This window comes from Riemerella columbina DSM 16469 (genome assembly GCF_000374405.1).
Taxonomy (GTDB): domain Bacteria; phylum Bacteroidota; class Bacteroidia; order Flavobacteriales; family Weeksellaceae; genus Riemerella; species Riemerella columbina.
The window spans coordinates 115,487-132,726 of record NZ_KB894262.1 but is presented as its reverse complement, the minus strand read 5'-3'; the positions used below and the strand labels follow the sequence as shown (position 1 = coordinate 132,726).

General features: G+C 36.7%; 14 protein-coding genes. 3 read left to right on the top strand and 11 right to left on the bottom strand.

Annotated elements, in window-relative coordinates:
* Positions 1 to 696 precede the first annotated feature (696 nt).
* Both gcvP and C237_RS0110190 read left to right on the top strand, forming a co-directional pair.
* Positions 697 to 3,558: an aminomethyl-transferring glycine dehydrogenase gene (gene gcvP, locus C237_RS0110195; protein ID WP_018676393.1), complete on the top strand. Its 2,862-nt coding sequence runs from the start codon at positions 697 to 699 to the stop codon at positions 3,556 to 3,558.
* 159 nt (positions 3,559 to 3,717) lie between these two features.
* Positions 3,718 to 4,887 carry a proline dehydrogenase family protein gene (locus C237_RS0110190; RefSeq protein ID WP_018676392.1) on the top strand — a complete coding sequence of 390 codons (1,170 nt, stop codon included), beginning with the start codon at positions 3,718 to 3,720 and terminating at the stop codon, positions 4,885 to 4,887.
* 41 nt (positions 4,888 to 4,928) lie between these two features.
* On the opposite strand, the gene pheS is transcribed toward C237_RS0110190, so the two are convergent.
* From pheS to C237_RS0110155, 8 genes are all read right to left on the bottom strand, one after another.
* Positions 4,929 to 5,939: a phenylalanine--tRNA ligase subunit alpha gene (gene pheS / locus C237_RS0110185; protein ID WP_018676391.1), complete on the bottom strand. Its 1,011-nt coding sequence runs from the start codon at positions 5,937 to 5,939 to the stop codon at positions 4,929 to 4,931.
* 91 nt (positions 5,940 to 6,030) lie between these two features.
* Positions 6,031 to 6,690: a YceI family protein gene (locus C237_RS0110180; protein ID WP_018676390.1), complete on the bottom strand. Its 660-nt coding sequence runs from the start codon at positions 6,688 to 6,690 to the stop codon at positions 6,031 to 6,033.
* Between the two features lie 137 nt (positions 6,691 to 6,827).
* Positions 6,828 to 7,334: a GLPGLI family protein gene (locus C237_RS15045; protein WP_281166433.1), complete on the bottom strand. Its 507-nt coding sequence runs from the start codon at positions 7,332 to 7,334 to the stop codon at positions 6,828 to 6,830.
* Positions 7,335 to 7,337: 3 nt separating this feature from the next.
* On the bottom strand, positions 7,338 to 7,676 hold the full coding sequence (locus C237_RS15040) for a hypothetical protein (protein WP_245539722.1): 339 nt from the start codon (positions 7,674 to 7,676) through the stop codon (positions 7,338 to 7,340).
* 15 nt (positions 7,677 to 7,691) lie between these two features.
* Entirely contained in the window at positions 7,692 to 9,833 is a 2,142-nt protein-coding gene (locus C237_RS0110170; protein ID WP_018676387.1) for an endonuclease MutS2, read from the bottom strand.
* Positions 9,834 to 9,892: 59 nt separating this feature from the next.
* Complete coding sequence (locus tag C237_RS0110165) at positions 9,893 to 10,669, bottom strand: alpha/beta fold hydrolase (RefSeq protein WP_018676386.1); 777 nt, start codon at positions 10,667 to 10,669, stop codon at positions 9,893 to 9,895.
* 11 nt (positions 10,670 to 10,680) lie between these two features.
* The gene (locus C237_RS0110160) at positions 10,681 to 11,400 is read right to left on the bottom strand and encodes a pyridoxine 5'-phosphate synthase (RefSeq protein ID WP_018676385.1); all 720 of its coding nucleotides are present in this window, start codon (positions 11,398 to 11,400) and stop codon (positions 10,681 to 10,683) included.
* Positions 11,401 to 11,431: 31 nt separating this feature from the next.
* Complete coding sequence (locus tag C237_RS0110155; protein WP_018676384.1) at positions 11,432 to 12,682, bottom strand: mechanosensitive ion channel family protein; 1,251 nt, start codon at positions 12,680 to 12,682, stop codon at positions 11,432 to 11,434.
* Positions 12,683 to 12,753: 71 nt separating this feature from the next.
* Between C237_RS0110155 and C237_RS0110150 the strand changes: the two genes are divergently transcribed.
* A complete protein-coding gene (locus C237_RS0110150) occupies positions 12,754 to 13,245 on the top strand; it encodes a DUF456 domain-containing protein (RefSeq protein ID WP_018676383.1) in 492 nt (163 codons plus the stop codon).
* A gap of 34 nt (positions 13,246 to 13,279) precedes the next feature.
* On the opposite strand, the gene C237_RS0110145 is transcribed toward C237_RS0110150, so the two are convergent.
* Genes C237_RS0110145 through C237_RS0110135 form a run of 3 tightly spaced genes read right to left on the bottom strand, consistent with a single transcriptional unit; the run spans position 13,280 to position 17,002 of the window.
* Positions 13,280 to 15,457, bottom strand: coding sequence for a TonB-dependent receptor plug domain-containing protein (locus C237_RS0110145; protein ID WP_018676382.1), 2,178 nt, complete (start codon positions 15,455 to 15,457; stop codon positions 13,280 to 13,282).
* A 22-nt stretch (positions 15,458 to 15,479) separates the two neighbouring features.
* Positions 15,480 to 16,289 (bottom strand): 3-deoxy-8-phosphooctulonate synthase, encoded by an 810-nt coding sequence (gene kdsA, locus C237_RS0110140; protein ID WP_018676381.1) that lies wholly within the window; start codon positions 16,287 to 16,289, stop codon positions 15,480 to 15,482.
* Between the two features lie 56 nt (positions 16,290 to 16,345).
* Positions 16,346 to 17,002, bottom strand: a complete 657-nt coding sequence (locus C237_RS0110135) for a class I SAM-dependent methyltransferase (protein WP_018676380.1) — start codon at positions 17,000 to 17,002, stop codon at positions 16,346 to 16,348.
* Positions 17,003 to 17,240 lie beyond the last annotated feature (238 nt).

The window sequence follows — 17,240 nt, the reverse complement described above, 5'->3', positions numbered from 1 at the left end:
AGTGATGAGTTTTAAGTGATAAGTGGCTTATAGCCTTCGGCTTACTGCATAAAGCGATGTTTGAGTGATTGCCTGAAGCCTTTAGCCTACGGCATATAGCCGTCAAAAAACTAAGTTCTAAGCTCTCACCTCTAATCTCTTTTTTCGAAAAAAAGTTGTATAATACGCGCGCTACGCAGGAATTAACCTGTGTGTGTGTGTGTGTGTGTGTGTGTGTGTGTGTGTGTGTTTACACAATTTTCTGAAACTACCAAATTATTTGGGTGGTTTTTTTGATTTTTTTTTATGTTGCTGGTATTGCGTGTCATAACGGCGACAAAGGTACAATAATTTTTTTATTGTGCAAGAGAATTTAGAAATTAGAACTTGGATATTAGATTTTAGAAGAATTATAAATGCTAAATTATAAATTATAAATTAAAAGTGAAGAGTTAAGAGTTTTGAGTAGCTTATTGCTTATAGCCTACTGCTTGATGCCTAAAGCAAGTTTTGAAGGATGAGTGAAGAGAGTTGAGTGGCTTTCTGCCTGCTGCTTATTGCCTATGACTGTTATTGTCTAAATTCCAAGTTCTAGCCTCTAATCTCTAAACCATTAGTACATTCTCACATCACTACAATAATTTCCCTCTTGCCAAATCAATTAAAAATTGTAAATTTACTGACTTAAAATTCCAAACGAAATCTAAAACTTATTACATGAATACACAAGCCTTTGTTCATCGCCACATCAGCCTCAACGAGCAGGATACACAAGCGATGCTAGAGAAAATTGGAGTGTCTTCTTTAGAAGAACTCATCAACCAAACCATCCCTAGTGAAATTAGAGCAGAAAAAGAATTAAGCATTTCAGAACCCTTATCGGAATACGAAATGCTTTTGCATTCTAAGACATTAGCCAGTAAAAATCATTTATTCGATACTTATATCGGATTTGGCTATTATAATACCATTATGCCTTCGGCGATACAAAGAAATATTTTTGAAAATCCAAGTTGGTACACCGCTTATACCCCTTATCAAGCAGAAATTGCACAGGGTAGATTAGAAGCCTTACTAAACTTCCAAACTGTAGTTTCGGAATTAACGGGTTTTCCACTGGCTAACGCCTCATTACTAGACGAAGGAACTGCCGCTGCAGAAGCCATGCATATGTTTTTTGAAAGCAGAACCAAAGACCAAAAGAAAAACGGCGTGGTTCGCTTTTTTGTTTCCGACTTAGTCTTTCCACAAACCATTGCCGTACTCAAAACTAAAGCAGAAGGCTTAGGAATAAACATCGTGGTAGGTGACCATAAGGATGGCTCTTTAGTAGACGATACTTTCTTCGGGGCATTACTACAATACCCTGGCAAAAATGGCATCGTTATCGACTATACCGAAACAATTGCTCAATATAAAACACACCAAATACAAGTTGCCGTAGCTTGCGACCCTTTAGCCTTAGTTAAACTAAAATCACCTGCCAGCTTAGGCGCTGATTGTGCAGTAGGAACTACCCAAAGATTTGGAATTCCAATGGGCTATGGTGGACCACACGCAGCGTTTTTCGCTTGTAAAGAACAATACAAAAGAGATATTCCAGGAAGAATCATCGGGGTATCGCAAGATATGTATGGTAAGAGAGCCTTAAGAATGGCGTTACAAACCCGAGAGCAACATATCAAAAGAGAACGCGCCACTTCTAATATTTGTACCGCACAGGTTTTATTAGCCGTAATGGCAGGAATGTATTGTGTTTATCATGGTTCAAAAGGTTTAGCCGCTATTGCAGATAAAATCCATTATAGAGCTAATGCCGTAGAAGAATGCCTAAAAATTTTAGGTTACGATGTGGTAGAAGAGCCTTCTTTTGATACCGTAAAAATCAGACTGAGCGAAGATGAAAAACAAGCGCTAATGATGCTGATGAGAGGACAAAACATCAACCTCAACTATTTTACCGAAGGAATTGTAAGCCTTTCTGTAGATGAAGCGTCTATAGAGCCAAAACTTCAAAAACTAGTAGATGCGTTTGCTAATTTTAAAGCAAAACAGAGTTTTAAAATTAATATTAAAGACACCTACCAAATTCCTAGCGAATTATTGAGAACAGACGATATTTTAAAAGAAGAAGTCTTTAATAAATACCATACCGAAACCGAATTGATGCGATACATTAAGCGTTTAGAACGAAAAGATTTATCGCTTACACATTCTATGATTTCTTTGGGGTCTTGTACCATGAAACTCAACGCCGCGACACAAATGTTGCCACTTTCTTGGGCAGAATGGGGAGCAGTACATCCATTTGTACCCATGGAGCAAGCAGGCGGTTATCAATTAATGATCAGTGAGCTAGAAAAAGATTTAGCCGAGATTACAGGCTTTGCAGGGACTTCACTTCAACCTAACTCTGGTGCTCAAGGCGAATATGCAGGCTTAATGGTCATTAGAGCCTATCATCAATCGCGTGGTGAGGGCCATAGAAATATCGTCCTTATTCCACAGTCGGCACACGGAACTAACCCTGCCTCTGCCGTGATTGCAGGAATGAAAGTCGTGGTGGTTAAAAATCTAGAAAATGGCGAAATCGATTTTGAAGACTTAAAAGCCAAAACCGAAAAACACAGCAATGACCTTGCTGCCGTGATGATTACCTACCCTTCTACTTACGGCTTCTTTGATGATAACATTAAAGACATTACACAGCTCATCCACGACCATGGCGGTCAAGTCTATATGGACGGTGCCAATATGAACGCCCAAGTCGGCTTTACTAGCCCTGGACTTATCGGTGCAGATGTTTGTCACCTCAACCTACATAAAACTTTTGCCATTCCTCATGGTGGTGGTGGTCCTGGAGTGGGTCCTATTTGCGTAGCGGCACACTTGGTTCCATTTTTACCAAGCAACCCGAATATCAAAATCGGTAGCGAAGCATCTATTGATGCCATTTCTTCGGCACCTTACGGTTCTGCCTTAGTACAAAATATTTCTTATGCTTATATCAAAATGCTAGGCACCGAAGGTTTGAAAAAAGCAACAGAACATGCCATCCTTAATGCCAATTATTTAAAAGATAGACTAAAGGAACACTATCCTATTCTTTATGCTAATAAAAATGGTAGAGTGGCACACGAATGTATTGTAGATTTTAGACCATTCAAATCGGCAGGAATAGAAGTAGCAGATATTGCTAAGCGTTTGATAGACTATGGCTTCCATGCTCCTACAGTAAGTTTCCCAGTAGCAGGAACACTAATGATAGAACCTACCGAATCGGAAAGCAAAGAAGAACTAGACCGCTTTGTAGAAGCGCTTATTTCCATTAAAAAAGAAATAGACGAAGTGGTAGAAGGCACAGCCGATAAAACCAACAACCTTTTGAAAAATGCACCACATACTGAGCAAGTCATCATTTCCGATGATTGGGATAAACCTTACAGCAGAGAGCGTGCAGCATATCCTTTGGATTGGGTAAGAGAGCATAAATTCTTTGCTTCGGTATCTCGTGTAGATGAGGCGTATGGCGATAGAAACTTAATCTGTACTTGCGCCCCAATCAAAAACTATATGTAACCACGGATAGAATTTTTATATTACAAAGCGATAGCCATAGTCTATCGCTTTTTTTAGCTTTAAAAATTGATTTTTTTCAGGTTAAATAATTATGAATTTTTTGTTTTAAGATTAAAGAAGTATGTTTAAATTTGCGAAAAATAAAAACGGATTTAAAACATGAATATTTTCAACGATACTAAAGTCGCTTTTGCGGATAAAACTACGGCTCAATTGGAAAAAGCCAAATGGATGTTTACTATGATTCAATACCCGAGTATGACCAATATTGGGATAAAACTTTTGAATTTTACCGTTAAAAATAATTTTCCTTTTGTAGAAAATATCGTTAGAAATACCCTTTTTGAACAATTTTGTGGTGGCGAAACCAGAGAACAAAGTCAGAAAGTAGTCAATGCAATGTACCAACACCACATCGGCAGTATTTTCGACTATGCCATTGAAGGTAAAGAAGAGGAAGCCACTTTTGACCATACTTGCCACGAAATAAAACAAAATATCCTCTACGCTGAAGGTAACCCTGCCATTCCTTTTGTAGTATTTAAACCAACAGGATTTGGTAGGTTGGATTTATACGCCGATGTACAAGCGGGAAAAACCTTAAACACAGAAGAGCAAGCCGAATGGCAACGCGTGGTAAAACGCTATGAAGAGGTTTGCCAATTGGCACATCAAAAGAATGTAATCGTAATGGTGGACGCCGAAGAAACTTGGATTCAGTCCGCCGTAGATGATTTGGTAAACGAAATGAAAGCGAGATACAACAAAGAAAGAGCCATCGTTTGGAATACCATACAAATGTACCGCACAGGAAGATTAGAATATCTAGAAGCCGACTTACAACGCGCTACGGAAAAAGGTTACTATTTGGGCTATAAATTTGTAAGAGGTGCTTATATGGAAAAAGAAAGAGCGCGTGCCAAAGAAATGGGCTACCCCTCACCTATCCAACCCAACAAACAAGCCACCGATGACAACTACAATGCAGCGATAGATTTTGTAATGCAACACCTCGATAAGATTTCTGCCTTTTTTGGAACGCATAACGAGCGCTCGACCCAAATTGTAATGGAAGAAATGAAGTCTAAAAACTTGGCACATAACGACCATAGAATTTATTTCGGACAATTGTATGGAATGAGTGATAATATCACTTATTTTCTAGGCAACGAAAAATATAACGCTTGTAAATATCTGCCTTACGGTCCTGTAAAAGATGTAGTTCCTTACCTTACCCGAAGAGCCCAAGAAAACACTTCTGTGGCTGGACAAACTGGTAGAGAACTTTCATTAATAGAAAGTGAACTTAAAAGAAGAAAGGCTCAATAACACAAACGGCTCATCAAAATTTTGATGAGCCATTTTTATTTTTATAACGATTTAAATTGTTCTAGCATTCGGATATCGTTCTCAAAGAACATTCGGATATCGCTCATTTGGTATAAGAGCATTACAATTCTTTCAATCCCCATTCCAAACGCATAGCCACTGTATTTATCGGGGTCTATATTTACATTTTGAAGTACCGCAGGGTCTACCATACCACATCCCATAATCTCTAGCCAACCCGTTCCTTTGGTAATACGGTAATCAGTTTCTGAGTTTAAGCCCCAATACACATCTACCTCAGCACTTGGCTCTGTAAATGGGAAATAAGACGGACGCATACGGATTTTAGACTTGCCAAAAAGCTCGGTCGTAAAAAACTGAATGGTCTGCTTTAAGTCAGCAAAACTCACTTTCTCATCAATATATAATCCCTCTATTTGGTGAAAAATACAGTGCGAACGGGAAGAAATGGCCTCATTTCTAAACACTCTACCTGGCGAAAGAATACGCATTGGTGGTTCATTATTTTCCATATACCGAATCTGTACAGATGAGGTATGCGTTCTCAGCAAAACACCTGGATTCTGCTCAATAAAGAATGTATCCTGCATATCTCTAGCGGGGTGATATTCTGGTAAATTAAGAGCGGTAAAATTATGCCAATCGTCCTCAATTTCTGGACCATCAGCGACATCAAAACCAATGGATTTAAAGATTTCGATGATTCTATTTTTTACCAAATTGATAGGATGTCTAGACCCTAGTTCCAATGGATAACCTGGACGCGTTAAGTCTTCTTTCTCCACTACTTTTTGAGTAGCCGTTGCCGATTTTAATTGCTCTAGTTTCTCAGCTACCGCTTGTTTTAGCGTGTTGATTTTCTGACCATACAATCTTTTTTGGTCACCAGGCACTTGCTTAAACTCGTTAAAAATAGCATTGATGATTCCCTTCTTACCACTGAATTTAATTCTAAATTGTTCAATTTCTTCAGGGTTTGAAGATTGAAATTGTGCAACTTCCGTTAAATAGGCTTCAATGTTTTCTAACATTTTCAAATTTTATTTGTGCAAAAATACGGTTTTTAATCCAAAAGAAAAAGCACGAAACCATCGTGCTTTCTCATTATTATAATATTTGAAATTATTTTACTTCAGAAGCATCTACGCTCACTTGTAAAGTGACTTCATTTTTAATTACACCATTCTGAACTGGAGCTTGGAAAGTTACACCAAACTCTTCTCTGTTGATGTCGGTAGGTTCTGTTTTGATAGTCGCTTTACCATCTGCCACCGTTACATTAGCTTTAAATTGTACTGGTTTTGTAATCCCTTTAATGGTTAAATTACCATCTAAAAGCGTGTTGTAATCCCCTTCAGCTTGAGGTGTTACCTTAGTGATTTCGTAAGATGCGGTTGGGAATTTCTCTACTTCAAAGAAATCTTCGTTTTTCAAGTGTCCGTCTAATTTCGCCGCTCTTTCGGCATCGTCGGTAATGTCTCTATTAGCAAGAGAATTCATATCGGCTACGAATTTTCCGCTTTCTAACTGACCGTCTTTTACCGTTAATTCCCCGCTTTCAAATTTGATATCACCAAAGTGGCTAGAGCTTTCAGATTTAAATAGTTTATAACCTTTCCACTCGATTTTACTAGTTTCTGTATCTACTTTGTAAGCGCTACCATCTGCGGTAGTGGTTACTTCTTGGCTTTCACTGGTTAATGGCTTATCTTTCCCACAAGAGGTTAAAGTTAATGCGCCTAAACTTACTGCTAAAAATAAGTTGAATAAATTCTTTGTCATTGTTAAAATTTTAATGTATTAATGGGGCTAATATAGTGATTTTTTATTTAACTTTCAACAAAATTTTTATCTATTCAAAATAAGGGAATTACACCCGCTCCAGTTCATCGGCACTGATTAGAAATTAAATGATATTGCTACTCTTCTAATTCTATCGGATTATAACCTTTTTTTTCTTGTTCATTTAATTTTTGTTTTTTTCTAAAATTATCCATCTGCTCTTGTGATAGAATCACCCCGTCTTTCTGCATAGAATTTAATAGATTTTTTCTAAAATTATCTTTTGCAGTCAGTAACTCTTGTTGTGTAACTAGCGTAGAATTTTTATATCGTTTTGGATCTACGGTAATCGTTTTACCTTTCAAATCTTTATTCGCTACTGATTTTACTAATTTAAAATCGTAATCCCCTTTTGTATCTGTAATCTTAATAATCAAACCAGGAAGACCACCAAACTTATATGGTCCATAAGGAAAGGGTATTTCTGTTGAATACCAAGCTACCCAATCTCTTCCTCTAAAATGAACTTCTGCTTTATTACATACAAAGGAATTTATCGTTTTAGTTTCGTCAATTAATTTCCAATTATTGATTTTAGAATCATGATAAGATAGCAAAGACGAGCCTACACTTCCATAAAAAATGGTTTAGTCATTTTCTTGTACGATTAAAAATTTAGAATTTGTTTTAGGAAAAGCTTTACCACTAAAGTTAATAGATTTAGCGCCACTTTTTATAGCGGCGGTGATTTCTTTAAAAAAAATAGAATCGTATTTTAATAAATTTTCACTAATAAAATAGGAACGCTTATCACTAACTTGAAGTGAAAATAACTCTTGATAAATATTTTCTGGATATAGATTATTTGGCTTTGAAGTTAATAAATAGGTAAAATCGCCACGCAAAGAATCGTTATTATAATCTTGTGCTCCTCCATAAACGAAGAATAATACAAAAATGATATTTAGAGATTTCATTATTTTCATTAAAATATTGTTTATCTAAACTCGCTCCAGTTCGTCTGCACTAATTTGAGTTTTAAAAACACCATAATTAACCGTCACTTTATTTTTAGAAATGCTTTCAATGGTTCCCACACTGGTACTGCCTTTGATGCGGACACGCTGACCTTCTCTAAGCCATACGGCGCGTTCTTTTTGGCGTTTTTCCTCTAGTTTCTCGTTGGTTTCTGCAATTTTTTCTTTTACTTCCTTGCGTTTCAGTTGCTGGTCTACCTTTCTTTTAATCACTTTTAGGCGTTTGGATTCGTCTTTGTTGGTTTCTAGTTTTCGGTATTTTTCTTGTTCTAGAATTTTCACAAAATCTCTTACCAATTCCTTTCTGGCTCTACCATTAACATACGCCTTTACAAAATTTTCAATTTTATTGCCAAATTGTAGTTTGCGGTGTTCTTCCTCGTATAATTTTTGAAAGTTAAACAGTTTTTGCTCTAATTGTTCATTCAACTTTTGTAGGTTCTCGCGTTTGCCCTCTACCGATTCCTTTTGTTCGCTCAGGTTAGACTTTAGTTTTTCAACCTCAAATTTTTCCTGCTGAAGTTTTACAATCGTCTTATCCAAATTCACCACATCTTTTTCTACTTTTTTCTTTGCTGAACGGATGATAAACGCTGGAATTTTATTTTTTTCAGCCACTTCAAAAGTAAACGAACTTCCCGCCTGGCCCACTTCCAACTTATACAAAGGTTCTAAAGTATGCTCATCAAAAAGCATGGCTGCATTTTGAGCGTTAGGCAACTGCTCTACTACCAATTTAATGTTGGTATAATGCGTAGTGATAATGGCAAAGGATTTTTTGTCGTAGAAATATTCTAAGAAACTTTCCGCCAAAGCCCCACCCAATTCTGGGTCTGAACCCGTCCCAAACTCATCAATCAATAATAAGGTTTGTGGATTGGCTTTACGGATGATGTGTGCCATTTTCTTTAGCCTTGATGAATAAGTAGACAGATGATTTTCAATGGATTGATTATCCCCAATATCCGTCATAATACGCTCAAAGAAAAACATTTCGGACTTTGGATGTACGGGGACTAAAATTCCCGACTGCAACATCAACTGAAGTAAGCCTACCGTTTTAAGGGTAATAGATTTCCCCCCTGCGTTCGGACCAGAAATACAAATGATGCGGTTATGTTCCGTAAAGGTTAAAGTTTGCGGATGGATGTCTTTACCTTGTGCTTTATTTCGTAGCCAAAGCAAAGGATGGTAAGCCTTGCGAAGTCTTAAAGTAGGATGATTATTAATTTTAGGTAGAATCCCATTGATTTTTTCTGCAAACAGCGCTTTGGCTCTGGTGATATCAAAATCGAAAATACAAGATTGATAAGACTTTAATTCTGTTCTAAAAGTCGCAATTTCTGCGGTAAGTTGGCGTAAAATTTTATCAATTTCTTTTTTCTCTTGTTCGGTATTTTCTTTTAGTTTAAAATAATGTTTCACCACCGATTCTGGCTGAATATAAGTAATAGAACCCGTTTTAGAAATGCCTAAAGTCCGTCCTTGCACTCGTTTTTTGAACCCCGATTTCACTGCGAGTACCCTTTGGTCATCAATAATGGTTTCCCGAATATCTTCTAAAAAATCCGCATTTGCCGATAACGCTCTGTTGAAATTTTCGTCAATGGCTTTTCTAGCGTGTTGAATTTCGGTTCTTAATTCCTTTAATACAGGTGAAGCATCGGATTTTACTTCTGCAAATCGGTTGAAGACTTTGTCAATCTTGTCAATAATTTCCTTACGGAAGTCGATGTCTTTTATGGTATTGAGTAGCTCTGGAAAAATCTCTTCGTGCTGTGGGAAAAACTTTTGAAGTTGACCAATCTGTTCCGTTAATTTCTTAATTTTTATAAACGAATGATTATCCAGTCGATAATTTTCAATGGTCAGCAATTTTAGTTCTAGATCTATATCCTCGTACTCGTTAAAAGGAATGGCATTTTCACTCTCAAAGCTGGTTAAATATTCCGATGTTTTTTTGAGGGCTATTGTGGCTTTGTCATGTGGTAAAGGCTTTAATGATAATAGGCGTTCCGAAATTTTTGCCGAATACGCATAAGGCGAAATTTCCGAAAGTAACTGCGGAAATTCTAATTCTTCTAAACTGTCTTTTGTAATATGCACCCAGTAAAAATAATAATTTTAAACTAATAATAAGCGTCTAACTAACACATTTATGGTTATTATAGTAGAAATGTTTTAACCACTTCTGCAAACTCTTTAGGATTTTCGGCTTGTACCCAATGTCCAGCTTTCGATATGGTAACAATTTTAGAATGAGGAAATTGTTGCTTGATAAGAAACTCATCTTGAGGCAGAATATAATTAGATTTTTCGCCAGAAATAAATAAAGTTTCCCCCTCAAAAGTACCAAATTTTATTGCATTGCTTACAAACTCAGCGTATTTTTCAGCGAGTGTCTTTAGATTAAATCGCCAATTGAGGGCTCTATCCTCTGTCCAATAGAGATTTTTCATTAAAAACTGGATAACTGGTTTTTCATGAATGTAATTGCTCAAAATTGTTTCTACCTCGCCTCTAGAAGTCACTTGGCTAAAATCTACACTTTGTAAGGCTTTGATAATTCCCTGATGATGTGGTGGATAAGATTTAGGCGAAATATCCACAACGATTAATTTCTCTACCAATTCGGGATATTTTATGGCACACTGCATCACTGCTTTACCTCCCAAAGAATGCCCGAGTAGATGTACTTTTTCAAGATTGTAGTGTTGCATATAGTGCAAGATATCATCGGCTAAATCGTCGTGCGACATGGCATCGCTATGAAAACTTTTCCCATGATTTCTTAAATCAATCAAATGAATTGGCATTAATTCACCAAATTCTCTACCAAAACTACCCCAGTTATCCAGCATTCCAAATAAACCATGAAATACAAGTAGTGGTGTTTCCTTAGAGTCTTTGTTATATATTTTTGAGTGTAAAATTGTATCCATTGTCATTGTGTTTACCATTGTGCCAATCGTTTGCGGTAGGCTTGTATTGTATTTTCTAAACCAAGGTAAAGTGCTTCCGAAATGAGAGCATGCCCGATAGATACTTCTAAAAGTCCTGGGATTTGTTCGGCAAAATATTTTAAATTATCAAGACTTAAATCATGTCCTGCATTGATGTCTAAACCATGTTTTAGAGCTTCTTCTGCGGTTTTAATATAAGATTCTATGGCTTGTTCTTTATTCGTATCGTAACCTTTAGCGTAGGCTTCGGTATAGAGTTCTATACGGTCGGTTCCCGTTTCAGCAGCATAAGCCACCATTCCTGGGTTAGGGTCTAAAAATATAGAAGTTCTAATCCCCGCCGATTTAAATTCGGCAATGATAGGTTTTAAAAATTCCAAATGGGTTTTACAGTTCCAGCCCGCATTAGAAGTAATCGCATCATCGGCATCGGGTACCAAAGTCACTTGCTCTGGCTTTACTTCTAGCACCATATCGATAAATGGGCGATGAGGATTGCCTTCAATATTAAATTCCGTTGTTACCAAAGGTTTTAAATCATAGACATCCTTTCTGGTGATATGTCTTTCGTCTGGACGCGGATGTATGGTAATTCCTTCTGCTCCAAATTTTTGAGCATCTATCGCCACTTGGGTGACACTTGGAACATCGCCACCGCGGGCATTTCTTAGAGTGGCAATTTTATTGATATTAACGCTTAGTTTCGTCATGGTGTTATATTAAATAGTGATTAAAATTAGATTAAACTTTAAAACTTACTTGCATCACTTCTAAATCAAATTTTTGTGCCGCTACAAGTAAATGGTCAAAAATATCGGCTTGAATTCCCTCATAATGCTCCCATTTGGAATCATTCGTAAAACAATAGATTTCTAAAGGTAACCCTTGAGGTGAACTTTCTAACTGCCTTACCATCAAATGGCTTTCTTGGTCTATTTTCGGATGATTCAACAAATAATTGAACGCATATACTCTGAAAGTCCCGATATTAGTTAGTTGTTTCTGGTTGAGCGGGTTATTTTCATCATTAGATGCTTTAATTTCTAATTTTTTTTCTTTGATATAGGTTTCAAGCAAATCTACTTGCGAAAATAACTCTATTTCTTCCTTAGTCAAAAATTTGAAGGACTTAATATTAAAATAAATCACACGCTTAATCCTTCTGGTATTGGTTTCGGACATTACCTGCATATTTTTTATCTCGGTAGAAAGCAAGTCGTAAGTCGGAATGGTAGAAATGGTTTTATCGAAATTTAAAATCTTAGTGGTCAATAGATTAATATCCTCAATCGTTCCTTCAATCTGATATTTAGGAATCCCAATCCAGTCTCCTACCTTCATATTTTTAGAAGTAGAAACATGGATTCCCGTGACGAAACCTAAAATGGTATCTCTAAAGACGAGCATAATAACAGCCGTCATCGCCCCCAAACTTCCGATAATGGTGCTGGAATTGATATCAAACATAATGGAAATCCCAATAAATCCAAACATAAGATAACCGATAATTTTCAGCGATTGGGTAATCGCTCGAATTGTGGTAATACGGTAAGAATCCTTTTTATAGATATAATAGCGTTCTAAGGCTTTTAGTAATCGTACATACAATACCGCTAAAAGCACCACAAATACCAAAGCAAACAAGGTTTCTAGCAGTCCATAACTTTTGGGATGTCTATAAAAAATAGAATAAATCATTTCCCGAGCAATACCAATCGCAAAGAAATGGGCAATGGAATTGGCAATTTTACTATTATATAATGCTTTGATGATTGGTTTTTGATCGTGTTTTTTAAACAAATAAAATAAAAACTTAAATGTATATTTAAAAATAATATCTATCGCAAGCACAATTAAAAGCAACAACAAAGCTTTTATCAGAATCTGCCCTAATAAAATCCAATCGTCTGGCAACTGTTTTCTGACCCAAAAGTGTAATTGGTCGCTTATTTGCTGTAAGAAATCTTTGGTATCTTTTAGTTCGTCATTCATAGCGACAAAAGTAATAAATAAGGCTATAAGAAGTAAATAATTATGTAAATTTAACCAAATTTTAAGGTTTTATGGATACACAAACAATTTTAGTAGGTGCAAGTATCATTCTAATCCTCGTGGGAATCCTTGGTACATTCTTGCCTGTACTGCCTGGACTGATTTTATGTTTCGGAGGACTTTCGCTCTATAAGTTTGGAGCAGGTGCACCATTGCCCATGGTATACCTCTATATTTTTGGAATCGTAACGGTATTGTCTATGCTTTTGGATTATATAGTCCCTGCCCGACTCAACCGAAAATATGGTGGTACAAAATGGGGAAGCATTGGGGCTGTGATGGGCGCGATTTTAGGGTTATTCTTTATTCCCATTCCTTTAGGGTTTTTAATTGGAATGTTTTTAGGAGTTTGGGTTGCTGAACTTTTGCATGACCGCAATAACCATCGCAAAGCACTCAACTCTGCCAAAGGTGCCTTAATTGGATTTTTATATAGTACGGCTTTGAATCTCAGCATCGGTATTGCTATGCTCATCGTGGTTCTATGGAATTATTTTACCTAAAACAACCTCATCCCTCCACCTCTACCGTATAACTTTAAAGTTTAAACTCTAATTTCACATTAAAAAATCGTCCTGTAAGCCTTACGGGAACAGGATAGGCATAGCCCGTAGTCCCATCATTAATCCATTGGTTGGCAATCGTATTATTAATATTAAAAGCGTTAAAGACTTGAACTCCTAAACTCAGTTCCTTAAAGTTTCGCCAAAAACTGCTATGGGCTTTATAATCTTTTTGGTCGATGAATATTTTGGATAAACCAATATCTACGCGTTTGTAAGATGGTAGATTCTTGGTGTACTGGTATGGGTCAGAAAATAAAGACGCTCCATTAGGCAGACCATTAGCATACACCAAAGTAAGATTAACCCGCATACTTGGAAATTTTGGCATATAATCTTGGTAAAACATTGAAAACCTAAAACGCTGGTCCGTAGGTCTTGGAATATAGCCTTTGTTATCAATATTTTCAAATACTCTAGCATAACTGGCAGAAATCCAAGAATCTACCCCAGGTACAAATTCGCCAAATAGTCTGGCATCCACTCCATAGGCATAGCCTTCAGAATTGTTTTTACCTGAGTATCTTACCCTTACATTATCCACATAATAAGGGATTAAATGGTTCATTTTTTTGTAGTAAGCCTCTGTGGTCAATTTAAAAGGACGGTCATACCATTGAAATTCATAATCATTTCCTAAAATCACTTGTAAGGATTTCTGTGCTTTAATATTGGGATTGAATTGTCCTGTTAAATCTTTAATTTCTTTATAAAACGGCGCTTGGTAATATATTCCCCCAGAGATTTTAAACAACATATCCATATCCCAGTTGGGTTTTATAGCAAACTGAATCCTCGGCGATACCAAAGTTTCTTTATTAAAACTCCAATATTGAGTGCGCACCCCAGCATTTAAAAAGGCTTTATGGTCATTAATGAAAAACTTTTTAGACATCTGAGCATAAGCAGAAAAACGATAAGGTGAAATATCATTACCCCCTTGAATATGATGTCTTAATTTTAAATCTGAAGGGTCTAACTGCCCCAAAGCCACCTCTAACCGCGGCACACTATACCCCAGAACCTCAGCCAGTTGCCACTCGTTGGTATTGTCTTTTAGCGATTCTTGTTCGTATTTTATACCTACTTCGTAGTCGGTATTCACATTCGGGTAGTATTTTGCCTTCAATTGTGTTCCATAAGTTTTTACGAGTAAGTCATTTCTCGCATGGTCTATTTGCCCTGCAATATCATAGGAAGTCACAGGGTCGCCCGTATCAGGGTCGAAGGCTTCCAACTGATACGCCGAAGAAATGGTATAATATTCTTTTTCTCTACTTTGATAGGCAAAATTATCGAGTGAAAAACGCCATTGTTTATTAGGCTTAAAATGGATAGATGCTGTCCCCATCATATTGCGATAGGCATCATTTTCTTTACCTCCATAGAATACCGTAAGAGTCATCGGGTTTTGTAGCGACCCAAATTCTACTTTGCGTTCTTTAGGAATCATTTCGTAGGTATTTTTAGAGAAAAACCCAACGAAAGATAAATGCCACTTAGGATTGATATGATAATTGACAAAAGTCTGCATATCCATATATTGTGGATTGAAGTCTGTATCTTCCTTTAAGGTATTAAGGACTAGATTGGTATTTCTATATCTCGCCGAGGCAATTGCTGTTAATTTTTTATCTTTAGATGCTCCACCAACCGTTAGTCTTCCATCAATTAAACTGGCTTCGCCTGATAATTCAAACTTTTCGGGTTCTCGGTAATACACATTCAGTGCCGACGACATTTTATCACCATACTTTGCCTCGAAACCACCAGGTGAAAAGCTAATCGTAGACACCATATCTGGATTAATAACACTCATCCCCTCCTGCTGAGCATTACGCACCATAAATGGGCGGTAGAGTTCAATATCATTAAGGTAAATTAAATTTTCATCATAATTCCCCCCTCTTACCATATATTGAGACGAAAGTTCGGTATTGGAATTGACTGAAGGTAGGGTTTTAATAATGCCTTCAATCCCTCCCGAAAGACTCGCCACCTGCTGTGCTGCCTTAGTCGAAAGACGCATTTCTGTAAGGCCTGTAGATTTCTTTTTTGTGCGTTTTTGAAACACCACTTCTTCAATGGTTTTAGTTTTCTGTGCAGTTAATAATGCAGGCACAAGGGCGAGGGCAAGTATAATTTTTTTCAAGGTAGTAAAGTTTTGGTTGGTGTTATAATATAGCTTCGCGAATTCTGGTTAATTTCTCTAATAATCTATCCAATTGGTCTAAAGGTAGCATATTAGCCCCATCAGATTTTGCGACAGACGGGTTAGGATGCGTTTCTATAAATAAGCCATCTGTACCTACGGCAATTCCCGCTTTGGCAATCGTTTCAATCAGTTGAGGTTTTCCTCCAGTTACCCCCGAACTTTGATTGGGCTGCTGAAGCGAATGGGTGACATCCAAAATCACAGGAGCGTACTGTTGCATGGTTGGGATACCTCTATAATCTACGATTAAATCTGTATATCCAAAAGAATTTCCTCGTTCTATAATGGCAACTTTATCGTTATCCATATCTTTAATTTTCTGAACGGCAAACTGCATAGCTTCTGGGGATAGAAATTGTCCTTTTTTTAGACTGACACACTTCCCCGTTTTAGCAGCAGCAACCAACAAATCCGTCTGACGAACCAGAAAAGCGGGGATTTGTAATACATCTACATAAGGTGCGGCAAGTTCCGCATGGGCATTTTCGTGAATATCTGTTGTGGTAGAGATATTAAATGTTTCCCCTACTTTTTTTAAAATATGGAGTGCCTTTTCGTCCCCAATCCCTGTAAAGGAATCTATTCTAGAACGGTTGGCTTTTTTAAAACTACCTTTAAATATATAAGGAATCTGGTATTTATCTGATAATTTCACAATCGTTTCGGCAATTTGTAATGCCATATCCTCGCTTTCTATCGCGCAAGGCCCTGCAATGAGGAAAAATTGGTGGGAATCTTTATGTTTAATATGTTCTAAATGCTGAATCATAATGGGTGACAAATTTTAAACGATAAAATTATAAGTTTTTTTTGACACCACCAAAGTTATTCTTTTTTCAACTTCATCATCGTATAAGTTCGTTCTACTAACTCGCCCACTTTACTAATCACTTGTTCCGTTTGGGTTTTAGTATCTTTAATTTTTAAGGGTGATTTTTGCGCTAATTTTTTGATGTCTTCCAAATCGTAAAGTCGGAATTTATCAGCGACAAACGGGAGGGTTTTCATAAAAGATTTTTCAGCATAAGCGATTACCAAATGCCCATTAGGCTTGAGTACCCGAGCCAATTCGTTGAGAAGTTTCTCAGGCTCTTCCCAAAAATAAATAGTGTTTACTGTGAAAATCTTATCAAAAGTAGCCTCCTCATAAGGTATGTTTTTTCCATCATACAATTTGAAAGTGGCAGGTAAATGACACTGACTTTCTTTCGCCTCTTTGTGCATCGTTTCTGAAATATCCAACCCGTGATAATCGATGTTTTGTGCCATTTTCAATAAGGCTTCCAAATGACCACAAGCACCGTGACCAAGTTCTAAAACAGAATCACCATCTTGTAACTCCAAAAATCGAACCGATTCCATTGTCATTTGATGGTTGGATTCATTCATATCCTGTGCGATTTTGATGCCAAAATCACCATCGGGACAACGCAATTGCCGTTCGATTTCTCGTAATTCTTCTTCTGATAATGGTTGTTTCATATGAATAACTTTACATTTTAATAAATCATGATTTAGTTTATTGTTTTGAATCCGATTGCTATCCCTACAATACTTTTTTATTTATAAACTGTAATTCCATACAAATATATCGAATTTATTTAGAGCTAATACAAATTAAACATCTACCATCTTATTATTTTAACTAATCATTTTCAAGTTTATTTACATTCACAAAATATTAAACTACAGAGGTTTATATTTTTAAAATATTACAATT